A 20,121-nucleotide genomic window follows, 5' to 3' on the forward strand; every position below is an offset into this window, starting at 1 on the left:
CTTGAATTTCAGAATATGGGGATTAGGGGACAACATGAGTAAAATAACTTTTTCATCTAAAGAGATAAATACACTACAAAAAAATCCAAATGTACAGCGTGTCAGCGAAAAATCCATTACCTATACAGAAGAATTTAAAAATAGATTTATCGATGAATACCAAGTCGGCAAACTCCCACGTCAAATTTTTGAGGAGAATGGATTTGATGCGGACGTCATTGGCATAAAACGAATTGAACAGTCGGCCTGTAGGTGGAAAAAAGCCTATGAAATGAATGGCTTGATCGGGCTTACAGATACAAGAAAAACATCCTCCGGCAGACCTTTAAAACGGGAGCTTACACCCTCCGAAGTAATTGAGAGACAAAGAGCCAGAATTGAGCTATTGGAAGGGCAGGTAGAGCTGTTAAAAAAGCTAGAAACGACCGAAAGGAGGCTGCTAAACGCAAGCGAGAATCTAAATCCAAATAAGGCATATCAATTGATCCAGGAGACGCTTGAGCAAAACGGATTTAAGGGAATGACTAGGTACTTTTGTGAGCTTCTGGGTGTTTCCCGGTCTGGATACTATAGTTACATGAAGGCTGCCTCTGTTCGTGAAGCAAGGGAGAAGTTAGACCTCGAAGCGAAGGAACTCATTTTAAAGGCTTTTGACCGAAGAGGATATAAGAAAGGTTCACGCTCCATCAAAATGATTTTGAAGAATGAGTTTGATGTTAACTTCAGCCGTAAAAAAATCCGGAGAATAATGAGGAAATATGGAATTGTCTGTCCTCACAGAAAGCCAAATCCATATAAAAGAATCGCCAAAGCAACAAAGGAGCATCAGGTCGTACCAAATAAGTTAAACAGGGAATTTAAGCAAGGTGTACCAGGGAAAGTATTATTAACGGATATTACATATTTACCATATAACGGAAGTAGTATGGCCTATTTGTCAACCATAAAAGACGCCTCCACCAATGAGTTATTAGCTTATCATATTTCAGATCGTATCACTTTAGATATCGCAACAAAGACCATCGATAAATTAATGAAAAATAAGAAAATTAGTTTACATTCGGAGGCATTTATCCATTCTGATCAAGGGAGCCATTACACAAGCCCAAGATATCAGAAATTGTTAAAAAGACATGGTTTAGACCAGTCAATGTCTCGGAGAGGAAACTGTTGGGACAATGCCCCGATGGAGTCTTTCTTTGGGCATTTAAAGGATGAGGTAGACTACCAGTCTTGTAAAACATTAGATGAACTGGAGGCGAAAATAAATCATTACATGGTTTACTATAACAATTATCGATATCAATGGAATTTAGAAAAGATGACCCCTATTCAATATAGGAATCATCTTTTAGCTTCATAACTCTTTTTTTCATGTGTCCTTGACATGGGTGCCAGATTACCTTCTCAATCCTTTTTAGTTTTTATGATTTTTTTGATACTCGTACGACGTTGAGTATGCTGGCTGCGAGGCCGCCCCAGATTATGACGATTCCGACGACCATCATGGTGATTGCGCTTGCTGACATTTTATGCAGCCTCCTTTTCTTCTAGTACGGTACTTGTTGTTTTCCATTTTTTAAAGGATAGGAATATACCGGTAACAATTGTTACGGCGACTACTGCCAGCCCGGCATACATAATCAATTCGGCAGGATAGCCTTCGTAATTTTCCTTTACGTTTTGGCGGATGTTGTCAAACATCATATAACCAAGAACGAGCGGAGTAACAACACTAAGACACACTTTCCACCACTTGCCCGTACGCAAGTCGGAAATTTCATTGGCATGCTGCTGCAATCCATTTAATCCTTTAAAGAACCATGCAATTAATACAACCTCAACAAAGCCTGCAATAACTACACCAAAGTTATTGATAAAGTAATCGACAACATCTAGTAAATACAATCCGCCATTTGTGGCAAAAAGTAAGGAGATTGCAGTTGCGGCTAATCCGCCTGTTAAAACAGCTTTTGTCCGAGAAACATTGAATTTTTCCTGAACACCGGCAACAAAAGTCTCAACGATTGAAATCAATGATGTCATCCCGGCAAAAGTAAGGGATAGGAAGAACAAGACTCCGAATAATGAATTCATACCAGGGAACTCATTGATGATGCTTGGGAACACCACGAACGCAAGACCAATTCCGCTGCTAACCACTTCATCGATCGGCACGCCCTGCTGCTTGGCCATAAAACCAAGGGCTGCGAAGACTCCAATCCCGGCAAGTAACTCGAATCCTGAATTGGCAAAGCCAGTAATGAACGCGTTGTTATTAATATCCGATTTCTTTGGCAAATAGCTTGCATAAGTAATCATGATGGCAAAGCCTATCGATAATGAGAAGAAGATTTGCCCGTACGCGGCAATCCAGACTTTTCCGTTTAGAATCATGTCCCAGTTCGGCTTGAAAAAGGCATTTAAACCTTCGGCTGCACCGTCAAGCGTTAAAGCGCGGACCACAATGGCCAAAAACATAACACAAGGGTAGGAAGGAAAATCTTGTTTAACTTTTCGATGCCCTTTGACACACCGCGATATAAGACGAATAGAGTCACACCCCAAACGAACAACAATGGAAGGACCACACCCGGAACAAGTCCACCGATTTCACCAGGCTTTTCAGATAGCTTCAATACACTTCCAAATAAAAACTTGCCGGGGTCTGACCCCCATTGGCTGCCGAATGAATAGATGGCGTATTTTACAGCCCATGCAATAATGACGGCATAATAGGTACAGATGACAAAGGAAATCAATACCTGCCACCATCCCAGCCATTCCGCTTTCTTATTGATGCGGAATAATGAAAGCGGTGATGAGCCTCTATATTTTTGACCAATCGTAAATTCTAGTATTAATATTGGTATTCCTGCTGTTAAAAGGGCAAATAAATAGGGGAAGAAGAAAGCCCCTCCGCCATTTTCATATGCCACTGCTGGGAAGCGCCAAATGTTTCCTAATCCTACTGCTGAACCAACAGCCGCCATGATAAATCCGTATCGCGAGCCCCATTGCTGACGTTTTTCCATAAGAAGTTCCCCCTAAATAGCTGTCTATTTTTAAAAATTCAGATAATATTATTGTTATCTCAATATAACTTCAATTTCACCATATGTCAAACTTTTTCGAAAAATTTATCTATTTGGAATTATTACCGAAATTATCACCAATTAAATAACAAAATTCACAAGAACTTGGACAAGTACCGTTACCATACTTTCAAAGTTTCATAACTTATCATAAAAAGGTATGAAAGGATGAGAGTATAATTGTTTGGTTTTTCAATGGTACAAATGGTACGGGCAAATGCCAATAAGCTGGACAGGGATTTGCGCGATCAAGTCTTAAACTTGTACAAGCCGTTCAAATGGACGCCATGCTTCCTGCATAAATATTTTGAGGGATTTCTTAAGTATGCACGAAAAATGTCCGTTATTATTGAATTTGAAGACGGCTGCCATGAAGCGGGATGCCAGCAAGTAAGCAAGGTGCTGGGACAGCATTTCCGAAACAGCATGAAGCGGGAGATATCAAGTGTTTCCTGCTACAGTGCCGAAGTGACGCCAAAAGGCTTAGAGGAGGTTCTATCAAGCTGCCATCATGTCAAAAAGGTGTATTTAAACCGGGAAGTACAAGCGCTGCTAAATGTCGCTGTGCCTGCAGCAAATGCCGATAACGTTGTTAGAAATAACAAAGTGTTAACAGGAGAAGGAGTCACAATTGCAATCATTGATACAGGGATTCATCCTCACCCTGACCTGGGAACCAGAATTAAAGGATTTGTCGACCTCGTAAATGGGGAACAGAATGCTTATGATGATAACGGTCATGGCACGCACTGTGCTGGGGATGCGGCAGCAAGCGGTAAATATGCTGGTCCGGCTCCAGGTGCAAATCTGATTGGTGTAAAGGTTTTGGATAAATTGGGCTCTGGCTCTTTGGATACGGTTATGCAAGGGGTGGATTGGTGCATTAAGTACAATGCCGGCAATGCTCCTGAAAAAATCGATATCATCAGCATGTCATTAGGCAGCAGAGTTGTGCCTGGTGAAGATTTAATGGTAAAAGTTGTTGAAGAAGCATGGGATAAAGGGATAACAGTTGTCGTGGCGGCTGGAAATTCAGGGCCGCAGCCAGGAACAATTTCAAGCCCAGGTATTAGTAAAAAAGTGATCACTGCAGGGGCACTTGATGATAAAAATACGGTCGATCGCAGTGATGATGATGTGGCCAGTTTCTCCAGCCGTGGTGTTCAGGAAGTGGACGACGCCATGGAAAAGCCGGATATCTTAGCCCCGGGAGTGAATATTACTTCCTTGCGTTCCCCTAATTCCTATTTAGACAAGCTGCAAAAATCGGCCCGAGTAGAAAATGATTATTTTGTTTTGTCGGGTACTTCAATGGCAACACCTATTTGTGCGGGTGTTGTGGCTTTAATTAAACAGCAGAAGCCTAATGCAACACCTGACGAAGTAAAGGGACTTCTGAAAGCTGGTACCGATCTTTGGAAGGAACGCGATAACGCGGTGTACGGTGAAGGCTACATCAATGCTGAAAGATCTGTTCCTCAATAATCATAAGGTCTCAAGCGGGCTTCAATAAGAGCCCGCTTAAATTTTTGATTTTATATGTCAACTTATAAAAAAAATAGTTGACATATATGTTTTCTCCCATTTATTTTTAATATAGGGGAAATTTAAAATAGGGTGGGAGAAATGAATGGGTAAATTTAGGGCACTTGATATTACGCTTGTAGGAATGTTTGTGGCATTAATGGCTGTTGGCGCGAATATTACTAGTATTGCACCATTTTTGGTGGTTGGGGGAGTTCCAATCACACTGCAAACCTTTTTTGCCATATTGGCAGGGCTGGTTTTGGGCAGCCGGCTTGGTACGGTGGCGATGGTCGTTTATGCATTGGTTGGCTTGGTAGGGGTACCTATTTTTGCGGGCTTTACAGGAGGATTAGGAATTATAATCAGACCTACTTTTGGGTTCATTATTTCCTTTATTCTTATGGCCTTTATTATTGGGAAAATGGTTGAAAAGAATAAGAGCTTTCCTATGTTTATCGCAGCAGCTTTGGTTGGTATGGTTGTCAACTACCTGTTCGGTACCAACTGGATGTATTATGCTTACAAATTCTGGGCCGCTGCACCGGAAGGTTTCACCTATAAGATGGCCTGGTTGTGGATGGTGCCACCGCTGCCGAAGGATGCTATCTTAGCTGTATTCGCCGGTGTCATGGCTTTCCGGCTTGAAAAGACGGTCCTTTCTAAAGGGCAATTCAAGAATCTTAAACGCGCATCGTGATTTGTAACCAAAAAAAGTGGTCCTGCCTTTTTTAGGCAAGGACCACTTCTTTGTTTTCAAGAAGGCCGTTTTTGAAGGATACACGATTTTTTCCATACTGCTTGGACTCGAACATGAGCTCATCGGCAAGGATATAGGCTTTTTCCATTGAGATGTATTCGCTAACCTTGTAGTAATAGAGCCCGAATGAAGCTGTATAGAAGATCTCAATATTTTCTCCGTTGTATTCAGCATTAACTGAGCGATGCTGTATTCCGCTTTGGATTTTATGAATTAACGCAACCGTTTCCTCAAAATTACGATTCCTTAAGCAGAGGGTAAATTCCTCCCCGCCGCTTCGGAATAAATAATCTTCTTCATCGAGATAGCTTTTTAACGTAGAGGCAAAGTGCTGAATCACCTTATCGCCGACGGCATGATTATAGGTATCGTTTATGACCTTAAATTTATCAATATCAGTAACGACAATACCAATATTCTCCCCGGTGCTGCTTAACTCCGCCATTTTTTTATCCATAAACGTACGATTATAAACACCTGTCAGGAAGTCAGTGTAGGCCATTTGCTCAAACTTGTCCCGTTCCAGTTTCGTTTGGATATTTAATGATCTTTCATAGAAGGAGCGGCTGACAACATAATTTAACAGAAATAGGATAATCAGCATCTGCCATTTTCCTTCCTGAAGGAAAAGATACAACAGTCCATTGGAAATGGCGACCTTTCCAAAATCAAGGAAGGTTACCCGTCTAAAAATAAAATCGAATGCTTCTTTTGAAGATTTCAACTCCCCTAAAATAATAAAAACAATCACTAAGGAAACACCTGATAAATAGGTGGTAAGGGCAGATAACAAAAACATTAGAATCCAGAACCCAAAGGGAAACGCTTGAAAGCTTTCGAATAAAGGTTGGAATAAGTAAAAGGCTAGGCAGTTGATGACGACAAAAATACCGATATTATAAAAGGTATCAGTCAATTCGCTCTCGTCTGCCGTCTTATTCCATTTTCGAAGCACGTAGACGGTAAATCGGTACAGGAATTCAAAGATAAACAATCCAAGCGGTCCGGCAAACAGGACCATGGACAAACTATAACTGATTCCATAATCAATATTCGTGCTGCCATTTTTATAGAATACCCTCAGACTGAAGTAGAGGCTTGAGAATAACCAGTATATGAACAACGCTTTAAGATATGTAACGTTATCAACTAATAGAGAAGCTGAACCTAAAGCTATCGCTAGGGCAGCCACAAATAAGGAAATGTCGTATAGCTTTGCCTTATGCAAAATGGTTCAGTCCCTTCTTGATTGAATCTATCGTCGTTTTTGATGAAGATTTTGATTTCATTGTAGCAGACCTGATGGTAAGAGGTGAATTGGAGACTCTTTTCCAAAAAATGTGAGCTTGTCCGACATATATAAACAATCCCCCATTTATATTTTACAAAATTTTTCAACAATATCGTATATTTTTTTGAAAAAATTAAAGTAAATAAATCATCTCCATCTGTAATTAATTTCCATTCTGTTTTTTTGAGGTTGGTAATACCTTATGTAAAGGGAATATGTCGTACCAGGCGAGGATCTATGAGGGAAGAAATATACATGAAGCTTGCGGTCGACATTGCTTTGGAGGATGTGTTGCGATATGGAGGAGGTCCATTCGGAGCGGTTTTACATGTAAAAGCACCTTCCTGATGAGGGAGGTGCCTATTAGGTTGGACTATTCCGCCTGGTTAAGTCCAAATGTCTGTTTGTTTTTCACATAAAAAATAACGGTAATGACGATTGTAATGATGCCGTAGAGAACTCCCATAAACTGAAGGCCGATAAGGTCCAGCAGGAATCCAGTCAATAACAGGACAACTTGAAAGACGATGCGGTCGAGCATATTCCGAAACGAGAAAAAGCGGCCGTGGAATTCCTTCGGTACCTTTGTTTGAAAGATAGTGGCGGCTGTCGGGAAAAAGCATCCCACTGTAAAGCCAAATATCACAAAGGTTAGAATCGTCATGAGCGGCAAATCGGCAAAATAAAGCAGCAATTGCGATAAACCGATGAAAAAGGAACAGGTAAACAAAATCGTATAAGGCGAGATCTTACTGCTAATTTGTTTAATGATAAAAGCCCCGGCCATAAATGAAACTCCCTCTGCCGTATAAATCCAGCCTTTAATCGCTGAACTGTCCTGCAGCTCACTGATGTTAATGACTAATATATTAAAGCCGCCAAGAAATAACAATGGGGCAAGGGTCATTAACAGAGTCATGAACACAATCGGAAGATTTTTTATAATCGGGAATACATCTTTGAAACTTGTTTTTGTATTAGGTAATTTCCTAATTGGGTTATCCTTGTCTTTACTTTCATCGATATTCAGGAACCAGGTCAGAATTAGTAGAATAATGTAGGCGACCAGTGAGCCTGTATAAAGCATGGATAATGGCACGGCTACCAGCAAAATTCCGGCAAGTGCAGTTCCTATAATTCGTGATAACGTAGATACATTCATATGGACACCATTCATCTGGAGCAGTTCCCGATCAGAAACGATGATCGGTATCGCCGCTTGAAGGGCAGGAAAATAAAATGCAGCCGATATCTGAAGCAAGATGAGAAATACAAGCATCCACCAAACAGAACCGGTCGCGATCGCAATTAACATAAAAATAACACTGACAGCGCGGACGATACCGGAAAGCAGCATTACCGTCTTTTTGCTGACCTGGTCGGTAAGCCTGCCGGCATACGGACCAACCGCAATTCCCGCTAAAAGGCCTGCAGCGAGTAGAAGCGATTTAAGAAAATCAGAAGGAATCTTCTCCTGCATAAACTCCAAGTTCCCAATAATCCCAAGCCAAAGCCCAAGACCCGCCACAAACTCCCCCGTCAAAATAATCCAAACATTCCTGTTACTCCACATTAAACTTCCTCGCAATCTCCTAAACTATGTGTATCAAAGATACTACAATTCCCACGGTATTAAAAGGAGAATTGAGGTAGAGAAAAGGTGTCAGGCACCACTTGTGGACAATTGTCCGCCTGGGGTGGACGTAATTTCCCCCATGGTGCCTGATACCCTATTGTACGGAGGCTCCTGTAAATCTATCTAGATGGTTGGGTAGACTTGGTCGGGGTCGGAGCCAGTTCGCATATCCTTGTTTAGTCCGCTGATTGCTGCCATGTCTTCTACTGAGAGTTCGAAGTTGTAGATATCGGCATTTTCAGCAATTCTGCTTGGTGTTATTGACTTCGGAATGACGATAATATCTTGCTGCAGATGCCAGCGCAGGATGATTTGTGCTACAGTTTTTCCGTACCGCTCTGCCATCTCTTCCAGCACCGGATCCTGCAGAATTCTGCCTCGCCCAAGTGGACTCCAAGCCTCAACGGCAATGTCGTGATCCTTTAGGTATTCCCTTAAAGGCTCCTGGGTTAGATACGGATGCAGTTCAACTTGATTCACCATCGGCATCACATTTGCCTTTGTGTTTAATCTTTCAAGATGTTCAATGTGGAAATTACTCACACCAATTGCCTTAACCATTTTTTCCTCATACAGCCGTTCGATCGCCCGCCACGTATCGAAAAAATGCTTTTGGCTTGGCCAATGGACCAGCAGCAGGTCCAACTGGCTCAGCTGCAGGTCGACCAGCGATTCCTCAAAAGTAAACAATGTTTGGTCATAGCCTTGATTGCTGTTGTTTATTTTGGTTGTAACAAAAAGCTCCTTTCTCGGAACCTGGCTTTCATGCAAAAGCTCCCCGAGCATTCCTTCATTTTGGTACATTTGTGCTGTATCAAACGAGCGATATCCAACCTCCAATGCCTTCAACACTGCCGTCTCCATTTCACCGGGGTCGGAAATTTTATAAACACCAAAGCCATGCTGCGGCATTTGTACACCATTATTTATTTGAATTGTATCTGTAAATGCTTTGCTCATGCTGTTCCTCCTAAAAAAATCTCCTGTCATTAAGTATAGCGTTTGCAAAATGTTTATGAAAGCATGGTTAATATTTTGCCTTATAATAAACAAAAAGACTGATGGTCATATTATAAGTTTTCCTATAAGGGAAAATCACCACGTTTTTTTAAGTATGGAAGTGAAGGAGATTGGGACAATGGCACAATTAAGATGGGGAAGCCCGAACAGCTTGCGGGAATTGCTTTGCAAAATGGTGGCTTGGAAAAGCATGACGCTGACACAAGGGGAGCGGGAGTTTCCGTCCAAGGTAATGGCAGAGCTCGGTAAATTAGTCTATTTCCAGGACCATCGTGATTACTTAGAGCTGCACGATGCAGATTTGGGCCGGCGCTTTTTAACAGCGTTGTATAAACATCACAGTGCCTCAGAGACCATCGTATTAATCAGTCACTTTGATACGGTGAATACAGAGGAGTTTGGTGATATTCAGGAGTATGCATACCGCCCCGAAGAATTGACGAAGCTGCTCTTTGACAGAATAGATGAGCTGCCAGAAGAAGCTAGACAGGACCTGCTATCTGGTGAATACCTGTTTGGCCGCGGCACAATGGATATGAAAATGGGTCTGGCTATGCATATGGGACTTATCGAAAAAGCATCCGTCGAACAATGGCCAATTAATCTCCTCCTGCTGACAGTACCCGATGAAGAAGTCAACTCCGCCGGGATGCGGGCAGCCGTTCCAAAGCTGTTGGAATTACAGGAGAGGCATCGGCTTACGTATAAGCTATTTCTAAACGGGGAGCCGGTCTTTACCAAAGAGCCTGGCGATCGAAACTATTATGTATATTCAGGCTCGATTGGAAAAATAATGCCGTCCGCGCTGTTTTATGGCAAGGAAACACATGTTGGCGAACCGCTCCGCGGCATAACCGCACCTTATATCGCCTCATTTTTAACACAGAGGATGGAATGGAATGGTAGTATGCAGGAATGTGTGCTTGGAGAAACGACACCGCCTCCAGTCACACTCATGCAGAAGGATTTGAAGCTGGAATACTCAGTTCAAACGCCTTACCGGGCAGCGGCCTTATACAATGTGTTTTTAATGAAGCGGAATGCGGAAGAAATCATGGATACATTTGAAAAGATAGCCAAGGATGCAGCGCAGGCTTGCAATGAAGCGTATCAGGAAATCTGCCGGGTACAATCAGCAGCCCCGATCGGCATTGTCAGAGTTTTGCGCTATGAGGAATTGCAGAAGTACGCACTGCAAAAATTGGGAGAGGTGTTTGTACAGTCAGTCAAGTCTTCGGTTCAGGAGAAAGCGGAATGGGACGACCGGGAAAAGTCTTTCCGTATTGCGGATACGTTAATGATTGAATGTCAGGAGCTCGCACCGGCCATTGTCCTGCTATATGCACCACCCTATTATCCAGCGGTAAATACCTCTGAAGATCAGTTGGTGAAGCATTGTATCGAATTTGTGAAGACTCAAGGATTTGAAAAATTTGGATTAGACGTCAACCAGGTCCATTATTTCAATGGTATCTGCGATTTGAGCTATGTCAATTATCAGGATAATGGTGAAGGGTGGACAGTCTTTAAGGAAAATACACCGGTTTGGGGCAGCAGCTACAGCATCCCATTCACTGAAATGAAAAGGCTGAAGGCACCCGTTCTAAATGTCGGCCCATTTGGCAAAGACGCCCACAAACGAACCGAACGCCTTCACATCAAAAGCGCCTTCGAAGAAGTTCCCGCACTAGTCGAAGGCATGATCAAATCTACTATTGGCAAAGAAGTAAAGGGGTAAAGCGTAGAAATGGTGTCAGGCACCACCCGTGGACAAAAATCCGTTTTTGTCCACCTGGGGCGGACATTGCTGTTTTTTAGAAATTTTATTGAGCAAGGATGGCGGGAAGGTATTTTAGTTTCCCGAACTACATATGTATGAAATATCAAACGTTTGATGAAGAGTAAACGGAATTCCGACTTTGCGCATTGGATTTTAGGTCTTAGTGTTTGCTACTACTAAGAAGGGAAGGAAGAGCATGAATACTTTTCTGATCATCATTAACATTGCCGTTCTGCTCCTGTTGATGTATGGCCTGTTCGTGATGCAAAAGAAGCATGTTTCGTTTTCCAAGCGCGTCTTTGCGGGGTTAGGATTAGGTATTATTTTTGGGATTATTCTTCATTCGATATACGGAACGGAATCTGAGATAACAGCGCGCTCGATTGAATGGTTCAATATTGCTGGCAATGGATATGTAAAACTGCTGCAAATGGTGGTGATGCCGCTTATTTTCGTATCGATTGTCGGGGCGTTTTCAAAATTGAAATTAACGAAAAACATTGGCAAGATCAGTTTCCTCGTGATTGGAATTCTGCTTGGCACGACCGCGATTGCGGCTGCCATTGGAATAGGCTCCGCCTTGAGCTTTAACCTAGATGGTGTTCAGTTAACCGAAGGAGATGCGGAAAAGGCCAGGAATGCCGCACTTGAAGAGCGGGTTCCAGCAGTGGAGAGCATGACGCTGCCACAGCAAATTGTTGACTTCATTCCAAGCAATCCGTTTCAAGATTTAACTGGTGCCAGGCCGACATCAACGATTGCGGTGGTGATTTTTGCAGCGATTATCGGAATGGCCTACCTTGGGGTAAAGCGAAAGGAACCGGAGCATGCGGAGCTTTTCGCCAAAATCATTGATACGGTCTATTCAGTCGTCATGCGGGTTGTCACCCTGATTCTAAGGTTGACGCCATACGGAATTCTTGCAATTATCACAAGGGTGGCGGCCACAAGCGATTATGGTGCCATTGTGAAGCTTGGAACGTTCGTCATTGCCTCCTATGTCGCACTCGTGATTATGTTTATCGTTCATATGCTGCTATTGATGTCAGCAAAACTGAATCCGTTTAATTATGTAAAAAAATCAATGCCAACATTAACTTTTGCATTTACGTCCCGGACTAGCGCCGGAACACTGCCAATGACCATAAAAACGCAGACGAAGGATCTAGGTGTGTCCGAGGGGATTGCCAATTTCGCAGGCTCATTCGGATTGACGATTGGCCAAAACGGCTGCGCTGGGATTTATCAGGCAATGCTCGCCGTCATGGTTGCGCCGGCAGCCGGTGTGGACCCTACAAGTCTATCATTTATTCTCACACTTATACTCGTGGTAACCATCGGTTCATTTGGTGTTGCTGGAGTAGGCGGCGGTGCCACATTCGCGGCCCTTATCGTCTTATCCGTCATGAACCTGCCAATCGCTATCGTCGGGCTCCTGATCTCCGTCGAACCGTTGATTGACATGGGGCGTACCGCTTTAAACGTCAGCGGCGCGATGACAGCAGGCGTCCTCACAAGTAAAGTCACAGGCGAACTCGAAACAGACGTCTACCACCAGCCGGACATTGTCGAAGCCTAACCTTTTGATTGAAAAAGAGCTCCAAGCTGCTGCTTGGGGCTCTTTGTAAAAAGGGCAGTTCTACGTGACCAAAAAAATGAAAAGAAGGCTGAACTGGTCACGTAGAGAGGTTCTACGTGACCAAAAAAATGAAAAGAAGGCTGAACTGGTCACGTAGAGAGGTTCTACGTGACCAAAAAAATAAAAAGAAGGTTAAATTGGTCACGTAAAGAGGTTCTACGTGACCAAAAAAGTGAAAAGAAGGCTGAACTGGTCACGTAGAGAGGTTCTACGTGACCAAAAAAATAAAAAGAAGGTTAAATTGGTCACGTAAAGAGGTTCTACGTGACCAAAAAAGGGAAAAGAAGGCTGAACTGGTCACGTAGAGAGGTTCTACGTGACCAAAAAAGTGAAAAGAAGGCTAAATTGGTCACGTAGAGAGGTTCTACGTGACCAAAAAAATAAAAAGAAGGTTAAATTGGTCACGTAGAGGAGTTCTACGTGACCAAAAAAATAAAAAGAAGGTTAAATTGGTCACGTAGAGGAGTTCTACGTGACCAAAAAAATGAAAAGAAGGCTAAATTGGTCACGTAGAGGAGTTCTACGTGACCGAAAAAATGAAAAGAAGGCTAAATTGGTCACGTAAAGAGGTTCTACGTGACCAAAAAAGGGAAAAGAAGGTTAAACCGGTCACGTAGGGCATTTTTCAAATCGCGACACCCAAATCATACAATCTATCAAACAATTTCTATGAATTTTATGATGTTTTGTCTAATGACATCTTCCAACAAGGGTCTATAATTAAAATTAACTGAATATTTTTAAAAATGGAGACGAACCAATCCAAAGGAGGGTTAAAATAATGCAAAAACAAAAAATCCAAATTAATAGGGCACGGCTGAAGCAAGAGTTGGAGCGCTTTGCAGAGTTTGGCAGGACGGAAAACAATGGTGTCACTCGGCTTTCTCTGTCAGACGAGGACCGCCGCGTGCGGGATTACTTCCGAACTTGCTGCGAGGAATTAGGGATGACGGTCAAGGTCGACGATATGGGCTGCATGTACGCCACCTTGCAAGGAACGGAAAACAAGCCGCCAATCCTGATTGGTTCCCATCTCGATTCTGTCAAAAAAGGCGGCCGTTTTGATGGAGTCCTTGGTGTCCTGACCGGGTTGGAAGTCGTCCGGACATTGGTTGACCAAAACATCAAGCCGAAAATCCCGATTACTATTGTGAATTTTACCAATGAAGAAGGGGCAAGGTTCGAGCCTTCGATGATGGCTTCCGGTGTTCTCTCTGGAAAATTTGATAAAGCAACAATGAAGGCAAAGAAGGATGCTGACGGCACAACCTTCGGTGAAGCCCTCAAGGAGATTGGCTACGAAGGCAGTGTAGAAAATCGACTCATGGAGGCATCAGCCTTCCTTGAACTCCATATCGAGCAAGGCCCGATCCTCGAATCGGAAAAGCAGACCATTGGTGTAGTAGAATGCGTCGTCGGGATGGGCTGCTTTGAAATTGAAGTCACTGGTGAGTCCAATCATGCCGGGACAACCCCGATGAACATGCGAAAGGATGCCCTGTTTGCTGCCAACAACCTCATCAACGAAATCCGCACACGTTTGAGCTCGCTTGATCCTGACCTGGTGTTTACCATCGGCCGGGTAAATGTGTATCCAAGCATCCATACCGTCATTCCAAATAAAGTCGTGTTTACACTTGAGGCTCGCCACAAAGACATGGAAATTGTTAATACCTTTAAGGCCTTCGTTCAAAGTCTGCAAAACTTTAGCAACAATGAGGGCTGTGAGATAAAGGTTACCAAATTGTGGGACCGTGAAACAGTTTGGTTCGAGCCGGAGCTGTGCAATCTTTTAGAACAGTCCGCCGAAACATTAGGCTATACCCATAAACGCATGGTCAGCGGTGCCGGACATGACGCCCAGTTCATCGCCAGCTACGTTCCAACCGCAATGCTGTTTGTTCCAAGTGTGAATGGGAAAAGTCACTGTGAGGAAGAACTCACCTCATGGGAGGATTGTGAAAAAGGGGTAAATGTTATTCTAGATACGGTTCTAAACCTGTTAGCAAAGTGATTCGCAAATAAAACAGCGATTTCCGCAACTAAATCGTTGAAAGTCCCGAATAAAACTACGAAAATTGCAAATAAAACTACGAAAATCGCAAATAAACTTAAACCCCGCTGAACTCACGGCAGGGTTTTTTTCTTTTTTTAAAAAGCAAAACCATCAGTAAAATGAGTATTTTTAAACGAATCAAGCCAAGTGGATTGTCGATACCCACAAAGGGAACATTCGCGTGGAAAGTGTTTTTGGAAAGGGCAGCACATTTGTCATTGGGATTCCGCAAATAAACTTAAATGTAAAATAAAGGAATGTATTCCATTAAAAGATTATCTGATATATGATAGAAAATATACTGGATAATGGGTGTGGGCCATTGAATCTACTAGACTACGTTGTTAATCTTTCACTTTTTTCATTATTAGTTAGTGCACCATTAGTAATCCAATCCTTCTTTCCTTTTAAGCCGATTAAACATCAAAGGCTCATTGGCGGAATTTATGGAGGGATCGTGTCAGCCATCCTTGTAGTATTATCCTTCGAACGTGAAGGGTATGTATACGATATACGCTACGCTGCAGTCATTCTCAGCTTTGCTTATTTAGGACCTGTTGGCGGCCTGATTGCGGCTGCTTTTTCTATTGCGGCCAGGCTTTTAGCCGGTGGTCACTGGTTAACACCTGTAATTGGCTGGCTTGTCATCATCGCTGGTTTTCTTATCGTGCATTTTTTGACAACCAAGCTTAAGGCTGTAAAAAAACGGTCGCCTTATTTTTGATTTATATGATTGTTTACATCATTGATGTCCCAATCATTTTTAATGTCTTTCCAGACAAGCCGATGTTCCATTTCCAATACATTCTGTTTGTTATGTTGGGTGTGATCTTGGGCGTTTTACTAATTGAGTCGTATCTAAAGCTGTATCGGTTAAATAATAGGCTGCTAGAAACGTATAAAATGGTAGAGGAGAGCGAATCCAAGTATCGCCTTATCGCGGAAAATACCTCCGACTTGATCAAGGTAATGGATAAGCAGCATGCGATCAGCTACTTTTCCCCGTCACATCAGCTTGTTTTGGGTTATGATATGTCTGAATTAGAGGGCAAAGAATTATGCTGTTTCATTCATCCTGATGATATCGAGATGTTTAGAAATACTATTCAGGGCATGTTCCAATCGAAAGAGTCGCAAGCGATGGAATTTCGCTTTCGGCACAAGGATGGCATCTGGCTTGAATTTGAGTCCCGTTGCGTCCCCGTTGAAGGAGAAAATCAGGCTGTCGAACATATCGTCATTATTAGCCGTGATATTTCTGAACGGAAAAAATCAGAGGAAATCCTGCTTCAATCTGAAAAACTATCGATTGTTGGTGAGCTTGCGGCAGGAATCGCTCATGAAATCCGCAATCCGTTGACAACGATAAAGGGATTTATCCAGCTTCACAAGTCGACAAATAGTAATTTTGAGTATAGTGAATTGCTGCTGGGTGAGCTTGAGAGGATTGAAACGATCACGAGCGAAATGCTCACGTTGGGCAAACCGCAGGCGGTTAAGCTGGTCACCGCAAATTTGCGGGAGCTGATTCAAAATACAATGGAGCTGCTCTCCCCGCAAGCATTGATGAACGGAATTCAGTTTCAAATGGTCTCAGATGAATCGCCGTTTTATATAACTTGTGAAAAAAATCAGCTGAGGCAAGTGTTCCTGAATATCTTTAAAAATGCCATGGAGGCGATGCCAGAGGGCGGAGAAATACTGGTTCAGCTTCAAAACGGTACCCCGGGTGAATGCGTTGTTTCGGTCAAGGACCATGGCTGCGGCATTCCAGAAGAGCTGCTGCCGCGTTTGGGCGAGCCGTTCTACAGTTTAAAAGAAAAGGGAACAGGACTCGGCATCATGATCTGTCATAAAATTATCAAGCAGCACCATGGCACAATCACCTACCACAGCAAAGAAAACGAAGGAACCCTAGTAGAAATAAGATTGCCGTTAGAACAGTAAGGGAAAAGGCGAAGTGAAGCTCCTCAGTGAGGGTTCCTTCGCCTTTTGTTTTAATAGACTATACTAATTAAAACCAGCTAATAGTTTGTCAACATTTTTCAGTAAAAAGTTAAAAATACACGTGTTATACTAAAAATAAGCATGCCAAATAACCTTCCCTCACTACTATACTGGAAGGTTTTGTTTTATTTAGTTATATATAGGATTTAATCCATATCATGGAAATTTGTTTTGCTTTTTAGTAAGGCATAAATCCAATGTAATAACTTATTAACACAGGCAATGACAGCTACTCTATAAGGTTTTCCTTCGTCTCGCTTTTTGTCATAAAAAGCTCTTAACCTTTTGTTACGTGGGATGATTTCTTCTGTTGTTTTCTTCCTACGAGAATCACGTATCCCACTTTGAACTGCCAGATATAAAGCATGTCTGAGCCTGATAGAACCTCGTTTAGTGATACGGTTTTTCGAGGCGGTAAATTTACCTGAGGAATAAACACTTGGATCGACTCCTGCGAATGCTATCAGCTTTTTTGCGTGATTAAACCGATCTATCTCTCCAATTTCGGAAATAATCGTGGCGGCGATTTTTTCTCCGATCCCAGGGATAGACTGGATAATCTTATATTCTTCAAATTCTTTAGCTAGGGCATCTATTTCTGCTTGTAACTTCGATAGATGCTCTTGGTATTGAAGAATTATATTTGCCAGTATTTCGATATTGATAATATGACTCTGATATAAGTTTTTTTGAAACGGGTTACGAAGGGCCGCATTTCTTAATGCTTGGGCCTTTTCTTTTGCCCATTTTTTCGAGCGACTATGGCACAGTGAGGTAATCTTAGCTGCTATTTCACACTCGCTTGCACTTAACACCGCTTCAGAAGTTGGAAAAGCTAGAAGAGTAAGCAATGAAACCTTTGAAAATAAACTCCCGAATACACCTTTAAACTCAGGAAAAACCTGATCCAAAATAGCGTGAAATTGTAACTTTGTTTGAGCTGCTACTTCAGCTAAAGACTCTTGTTGCCTTGTAAGATTTCGAAGGTTTAAAAGTTGTATTCCACGCTTTTTGTGGGGCTCTAATTCCTCTTTATAATACAATTCACATAAATGGTAAGCATCAATCGCATCCGTTTTTACCTTTCTAAGACTTGAACTTTTAGCTCTATGAGAAATAAGTGGGTTCACAATAATATAGACATAGTTCTGTTCCTCCAAAAAATGAACAACAGGAGTATGATAATGACCTGTCGATTCCAACACAACCGAAGGTTGATGACCACCTGTTATTTTTTCAAGTTCTTTAAGGAATCTCAATAACTTCCCCAGGCCATCAAGATTATGTTTAAAACTAAATCCCTTACGATACGGTTTCCCCTTATCTAAAAAGCCCTGAACTTGGCTTTCCCCATTTGCTACATCCAGACCTACGACTGGATTCATGACTTAATCTCCCCCTCCAAAATATAGTATTAGTCGGTAACCCCTAAAGCTCCTTGTAATGTCATAGGTTCGCTTGTTAAACGGGATCTGCGTCCCAACCAGCCCGAAACATGTTCATACAAGTAGGGGGTGAACAGTTTTGATTTCGGGATCAAGTCCCACGTTTGAGCCGTTCTACCCCGACTACCGCTATAATAAGACTAATAAGAAAAAGGTCAACCAGAAAAATCTGGCTAACCTTATATTACGAACGTTTGGATAACTTCGAAACCACGAGGATATCATGTTATCCGTAAGAGGGAAATCAAATGGGATATACTAATCAAACATTTGATTGAAGCACTACCGAAACTAATTAAAACCAGCTAATAGTTTGTCAACATTTTTCAGTAAAAAGTTAAAAATACACGTGTTATACTAAAAATAAGCATGCCAAATAACCTTCCCTCACTACTATACTGGAAGGTTTTGTTTTATTTAGTTATATATAGGATTTAATCCATATCATGGAAATTTGTTTTGCTTTTTAGTAAGGCATAAATCCAATGTAATAACTTATTAACACAGGCAATGACAGCTACTCTATAAGGTTTTCCTTCGTCTCGCTTTTTGTCATAAAAAGCTCTTAACCTTTTGTTACGTGGGATGATTTCTTCTGTTGTTTTCTTCCTACGAGAATCACGTATCCCACTTTGAACTGCCAGATATAAAGCATGTCTGAGCCTGATAGAACCTCGTTTAGTGATACGGTTTTTCGAGGCGGTAAATTTACCTGAGGAATAAACACTTGGATCGACTCCTGCGAATGCTATCAGCTTTTTTGCGTGATTAAACCGATCTATCTCTCCAATTTCGGAAATAATCGTGGCGGCGATTTTTTCTCCGATCCCAGGGATAGACTGGATAATCTTATATTCTTCAAATTCTTTAGCTAGGGCATCTATTTCTGCTTGTAACTTCGATAGATGCTCTTGGTATTGAAGAATTATATTTGCCAGTATTTCGATATTGATAATATGACTCTGATATAAGTTTTTTTGAAACGGGTTACGAAGGGCCGCATTTCTTAATGCTTGGGCCTTTTCTTTTGCCCATTTTTTCGAGCGACTATGGCACAGTGAGGTAATCTTAGCTGCTATTTCACACTCGCTTGCACTTAACACCGCTTCAGAAGTTGGAAAAGCTAGAAGAGTAAGCAATGAAACCTTTGAAAATAAACTCCCGAATACACCTTTAAACTCAGGAAAAACCTGATCCAAAATAGCGTGAAATTGTAACTTTGTTTGAGCTGCTACTTCAGCTAAAGACTCTTGTTGCCTTGTAAGATTTCGAAGGTTTAAAAGTTGTATTCCACGCTTTTTGTGGGGCTCTAATTCCTCTTTATAATACAATTCACATAAATGGTAAGCATCAATCGCATCCGTTTTTACCTTTCTAGGACTTGAACTTTTAGCTCTATGAGAAATAAGTGGGTTCACAATAATATAGACATAGTTCTGTTCCTCCAAAAAATGAACAACAGGAGTATGATAATGACCTGTCGATTCCAACACAACCGAAGGTTGATGACCACCTGTTATTTTTTCAAGTTCTTTAAGGAATCTCAATAACTTCCCCAGGCCATCAAGATTATGTTTAAAACTAAATCCCTTACGATACGGTTTCCCCTTATCTAAAAAGCCCTGAACTTGGCTTTCCCCATTTGCTACATCCAGACCTACGACTGGATTCATGACTTAATCTCCCCCTCCAAAATATAGTATTAGTCGGTAACCCCTAAAGCTCCTTGTAATGTCATAGGTTCGCTTGTTAAACGGGATCTGCGTCCCAACCAGCCCGAAACATGTTCATACAAGTAGGGGGTGAACAGTTTTGATTTCGGGATCAAGTCCCACGTTTGAGCCGTTCTACCCCGACTACCGCTATAA

14 protein-coding genes and 1 pseudogene are annotated in these 20,121 nt (G+C 42.0%); 8 read left to right on the forward strand and 7 right to left on the reverse strand.

The window, feature by feature from the left end:
• Positions 1-34 precede the first annotated feature (34 nt).
• Positions 35-1,363, forward strand: a complete 1,329-nt coding sequence (locus ACZ43M_RS02550; RefSeq protein ID WP_464505451.1) for an IS3 family transposase — start codon at positions 35-37, stop codon at positions 1,361-1,363.
• A 61-nt stretch (positions 1,364-1,424) separates the two neighbouring features.
• Here ACZ43M_RS02550 and ACZ43M_RS02555 read toward each other — a convergent pair whose 3' ends face one another.
• Positions 1,425-1,529 (reverse strand): methionine/alanine import family NSS transporter small subunit, encoded by a 105-nt coding sequence (locus tag ACZ43M_RS02555; protein ID WP_464505925.1) that lies wholly within the window; start codon positions 1,527-1,529, stop codon positions 1,425-1,427.
• A gap of 1 nt (position 1,530) precedes the next feature.
• Positions 1,531-3,035, reverse strand: a pseudogene (locus tag ACZ43M_RS02560) (sodium-dependent transporter).
• A gap of 240 nt (positions 3,036-3,275) precedes the next feature.
• Here ACZ43M_RS02560 and ACZ43M_RS02565 point away from each other — a divergent pair.
• Complete coding sequence (locus ACZ43M_RS02565) at positions 3,276-4,580, forward strand: S8 family peptidase (RefSeq protein WP_464505926.1); 1,305 nt, start codon at positions 3,276-3,278, stop codon at positions 4,578-4,580.
• 145 nt (positions 4,581-4,725) lie between these two features.
• Entirely contained in the window at positions 4,726-5,319 is a 594-nt protein-coding gene (locus tag ACZ43M_RS02570) for a biotin transporter BioY (protein ID WP_464505927.1), read from the forward strand.
• 31 nt (positions 5,320-5,350) lie between these two features.
• Here ACZ43M_RS02570 and ACZ43M_RS02575 read toward each other — a convergent pair whose 3' ends face one another.
• From ACZ43M_RS02575 to ACZ43M_RS02585, 3 genes are all read right to left on the reverse strand, one after another.
• A complete protein-coding gene (locus ACZ43M_RS02575; RefSeq protein ID WP_464505928.1) occupies positions 5,351-6,607 on the reverse strand; it encodes a GGDEF domain-containing protein in 1,257 nt (418 codons plus the stop codon).
• Positions 6,608-7,043: 436 nt separating this feature from the next.
• Positions 7,044-8,243, reverse strand: a complete 1,200-nt coding sequence (locus ACZ43M_RS02580) for an MFS transporter (protein ID WP_464505929.1) — start codon at positions 8,241-8,243, stop codon at positions 7,044-7,046.
• A 186-nt stretch (positions 8,244-8,429) separates the two neighbouring features.
• Entirely contained in the window at positions 8,430-9,266 is an 837-nt protein-coding gene (locus ACZ43M_RS02585; protein WP_464505930.1) for an aldo/keto reductase, read from the reverse strand.
• Between the two features lie 178 nt (positions 9,267-9,444).
• On the opposite strand from ACZ43M_RS02585, the gene ACZ43M_RS02590 reads away from it, so the two are divergent.
• The 5 genes from ACZ43M_RS02590 (at position 9,445) to ACZ43M_RS02610 (ending at position 16,748) form a co-directional block, all read left to right on the forward strand.
• Entirely contained in the window at positions 9,445-11,064 is a 1,620-nt protein-coding gene (locus ACZ43M_RS02590; RefSeq protein WP_464505931.1) for a M20/M25/M40 family metallo-hydrolase, read from the forward strand.
• Between the two features lie 238 nt (positions 11,065-11,302).
• Positions 11,303-12,685 (forward strand): L-cystine transporter, encoded by a 1,383-nt coding sequence (locus ACZ43M_RS02595; protein ID WP_464505932.1) that lies wholly within the window; start codon positions 11,303-11,305, stop codon positions 12,683-12,685.
• Positions 12,686-13,526: 841 nt separating this feature from the next.
• Complete coding sequence (locus ACZ43M_RS02600) at positions 13,527-14,759, forward strand: allantoate amidohydrolase (RefSeq protein WP_464505933.1); 1,233 nt, start codon at positions 13,527-13,529, stop codon at positions 14,757-14,759.
• A 364-nt stretch (positions 14,760-15,123) separates the two neighbouring features.
• Positions 15,124-15,525 carry a LytS/YhcK type 5TM receptor domain-containing protein gene (locus tag ACZ43M_RS02605; RefSeq protein WP_464505934.1) on the forward strand — a complete coding sequence of 134 codons (402 nt, stop codon included), beginning with the start codon at positions 15,124-15,126 and terminating at the stop codon, positions 15,523-15,525.
• Positions 15,526-15,530: 5 nt separating this feature from the next.
• Positions 15,531-16,748 (forward strand): ATP-binding protein, encoded by a 1,218-nt coding sequence (locus ACZ43M_RS02610; RefSeq protein ID WP_464507926.1) that lies wholly within the window; start codon positions 15,531-15,533, stop codon positions 16,746-16,748.
• A gap of 206 nt (positions 16,749-16,954) precedes the next feature.
• Here the strand turns inward: ACZ43M_RS02610 and ACZ43M_RS02615 are convergent, their stop codons facing one another.
• Together ACZ43M_RS02615 and ACZ43M_RS02620 are read right to left on the reverse strand one after the other, a co-directional pair.
• Positions 16,955-18,193 carry an IS110 family RNA-guided transposase gene (locus ACZ43M_RS02615; RefSeq protein ID WP_464505251.1) on the reverse strand — a complete coding sequence of 413 codons (1,239 nt, stop codon included), beginning with the start codon at positions 18,191-18,193 and terminating at the stop codon, positions 16,955-16,957.
• 494 nt (positions 18,194-18,687) lie between these two features.
• Positions 18,688-19,926, reverse strand: coding sequence for an IS110 family RNA-guided transposase (locus ACZ43M_RS02620; protein ID WP_464505935.1), 1,239 nt, complete (start codon positions 19,924-19,926; stop codon positions 18,688-18,690).
• Between the last annotated feature and the right edge of the window lie 195 nt (positions 19,927-20,121).

The sequence above is a fragment of the Neobacillus sp. B24 genome, from assembly GCF_055381825.1.

Coding starts and splice junctions, on each gene's coding strand:
- ACZ43M_RS02550 (WP_464505451.1), top strand. CDS start 35: ATGAGTAAAATAACTTTTTCATCTAAAGAGATAAATACACTACAAAAA.
- ACZ43M_RS02555 (WP_464505925.1), bottom strand. CDS start 1,529: ATGTCAGCAAGCGCAATCACCATGATGGTCGTCGGAATCGTCATAATC.
- ACZ43M_RS02570 (WP_464505927.1), top strand. CDS start 4,726: ATGGGTAAATTTAGGGCACTTGATATTACGCTTGTAGGAATGTTTGTG.
- ACZ43M_RS02580 (WP_464505929.1), bottom strand. CDS start 8,243: ATGTGGAGTAACAGGAATGTTTGGATTATTTTGACGGGGGAGTTTGTG.
- ACZ43M_RS02585 (WP_464505930.1), bottom strand. CDS start 9,266: ATGAGCAAAGCATTTACAGATACAATTCAAATAAATAATGGTGTACAA.
- ACZ43M_RS02590 (WP_464505931.1), top strand. CDS start 9,445: ATGGCACAATTAAGATGGGGAAGCCCGAACAGCTTGCGGGAATTGCTT.
- ACZ43M_RS02595 (WP_464505932.1), top strand. CDS start 11,303: ATGAATACTTTTCTGATCATCATTAACATTGCCGTTCTGCTCCTGTTG.
- ACZ43M_RS02600 (WP_464505933.1), top strand. CDS start 13,527: ATGCAAAAACAAAAAATCCAAATTAATAGGGCACGGCTGAAGCAAGAG.
- ACZ43M_RS02610 (WP_464507926.1), top strand. CDS start 15,531: ATGATTGTTTACATCATTGATGTCCCAATCATTTTTAATGTCTTTCCA.
- ACZ43M_RS02615 (WP_464505251.1), bottom strand. CDS start 18,193: ATGAATCCAGTCGTAGGTCTGGATGTAGCAAATGGGGAAAGCCAAGTT.
- ACZ43M_RS02620 (WP_464505935.1), bottom strand. CDS start 19,926: ATGAATCCAGTCGTAGGTCTGGATGTAGCAAATGGGGAAAGCCAAGTT.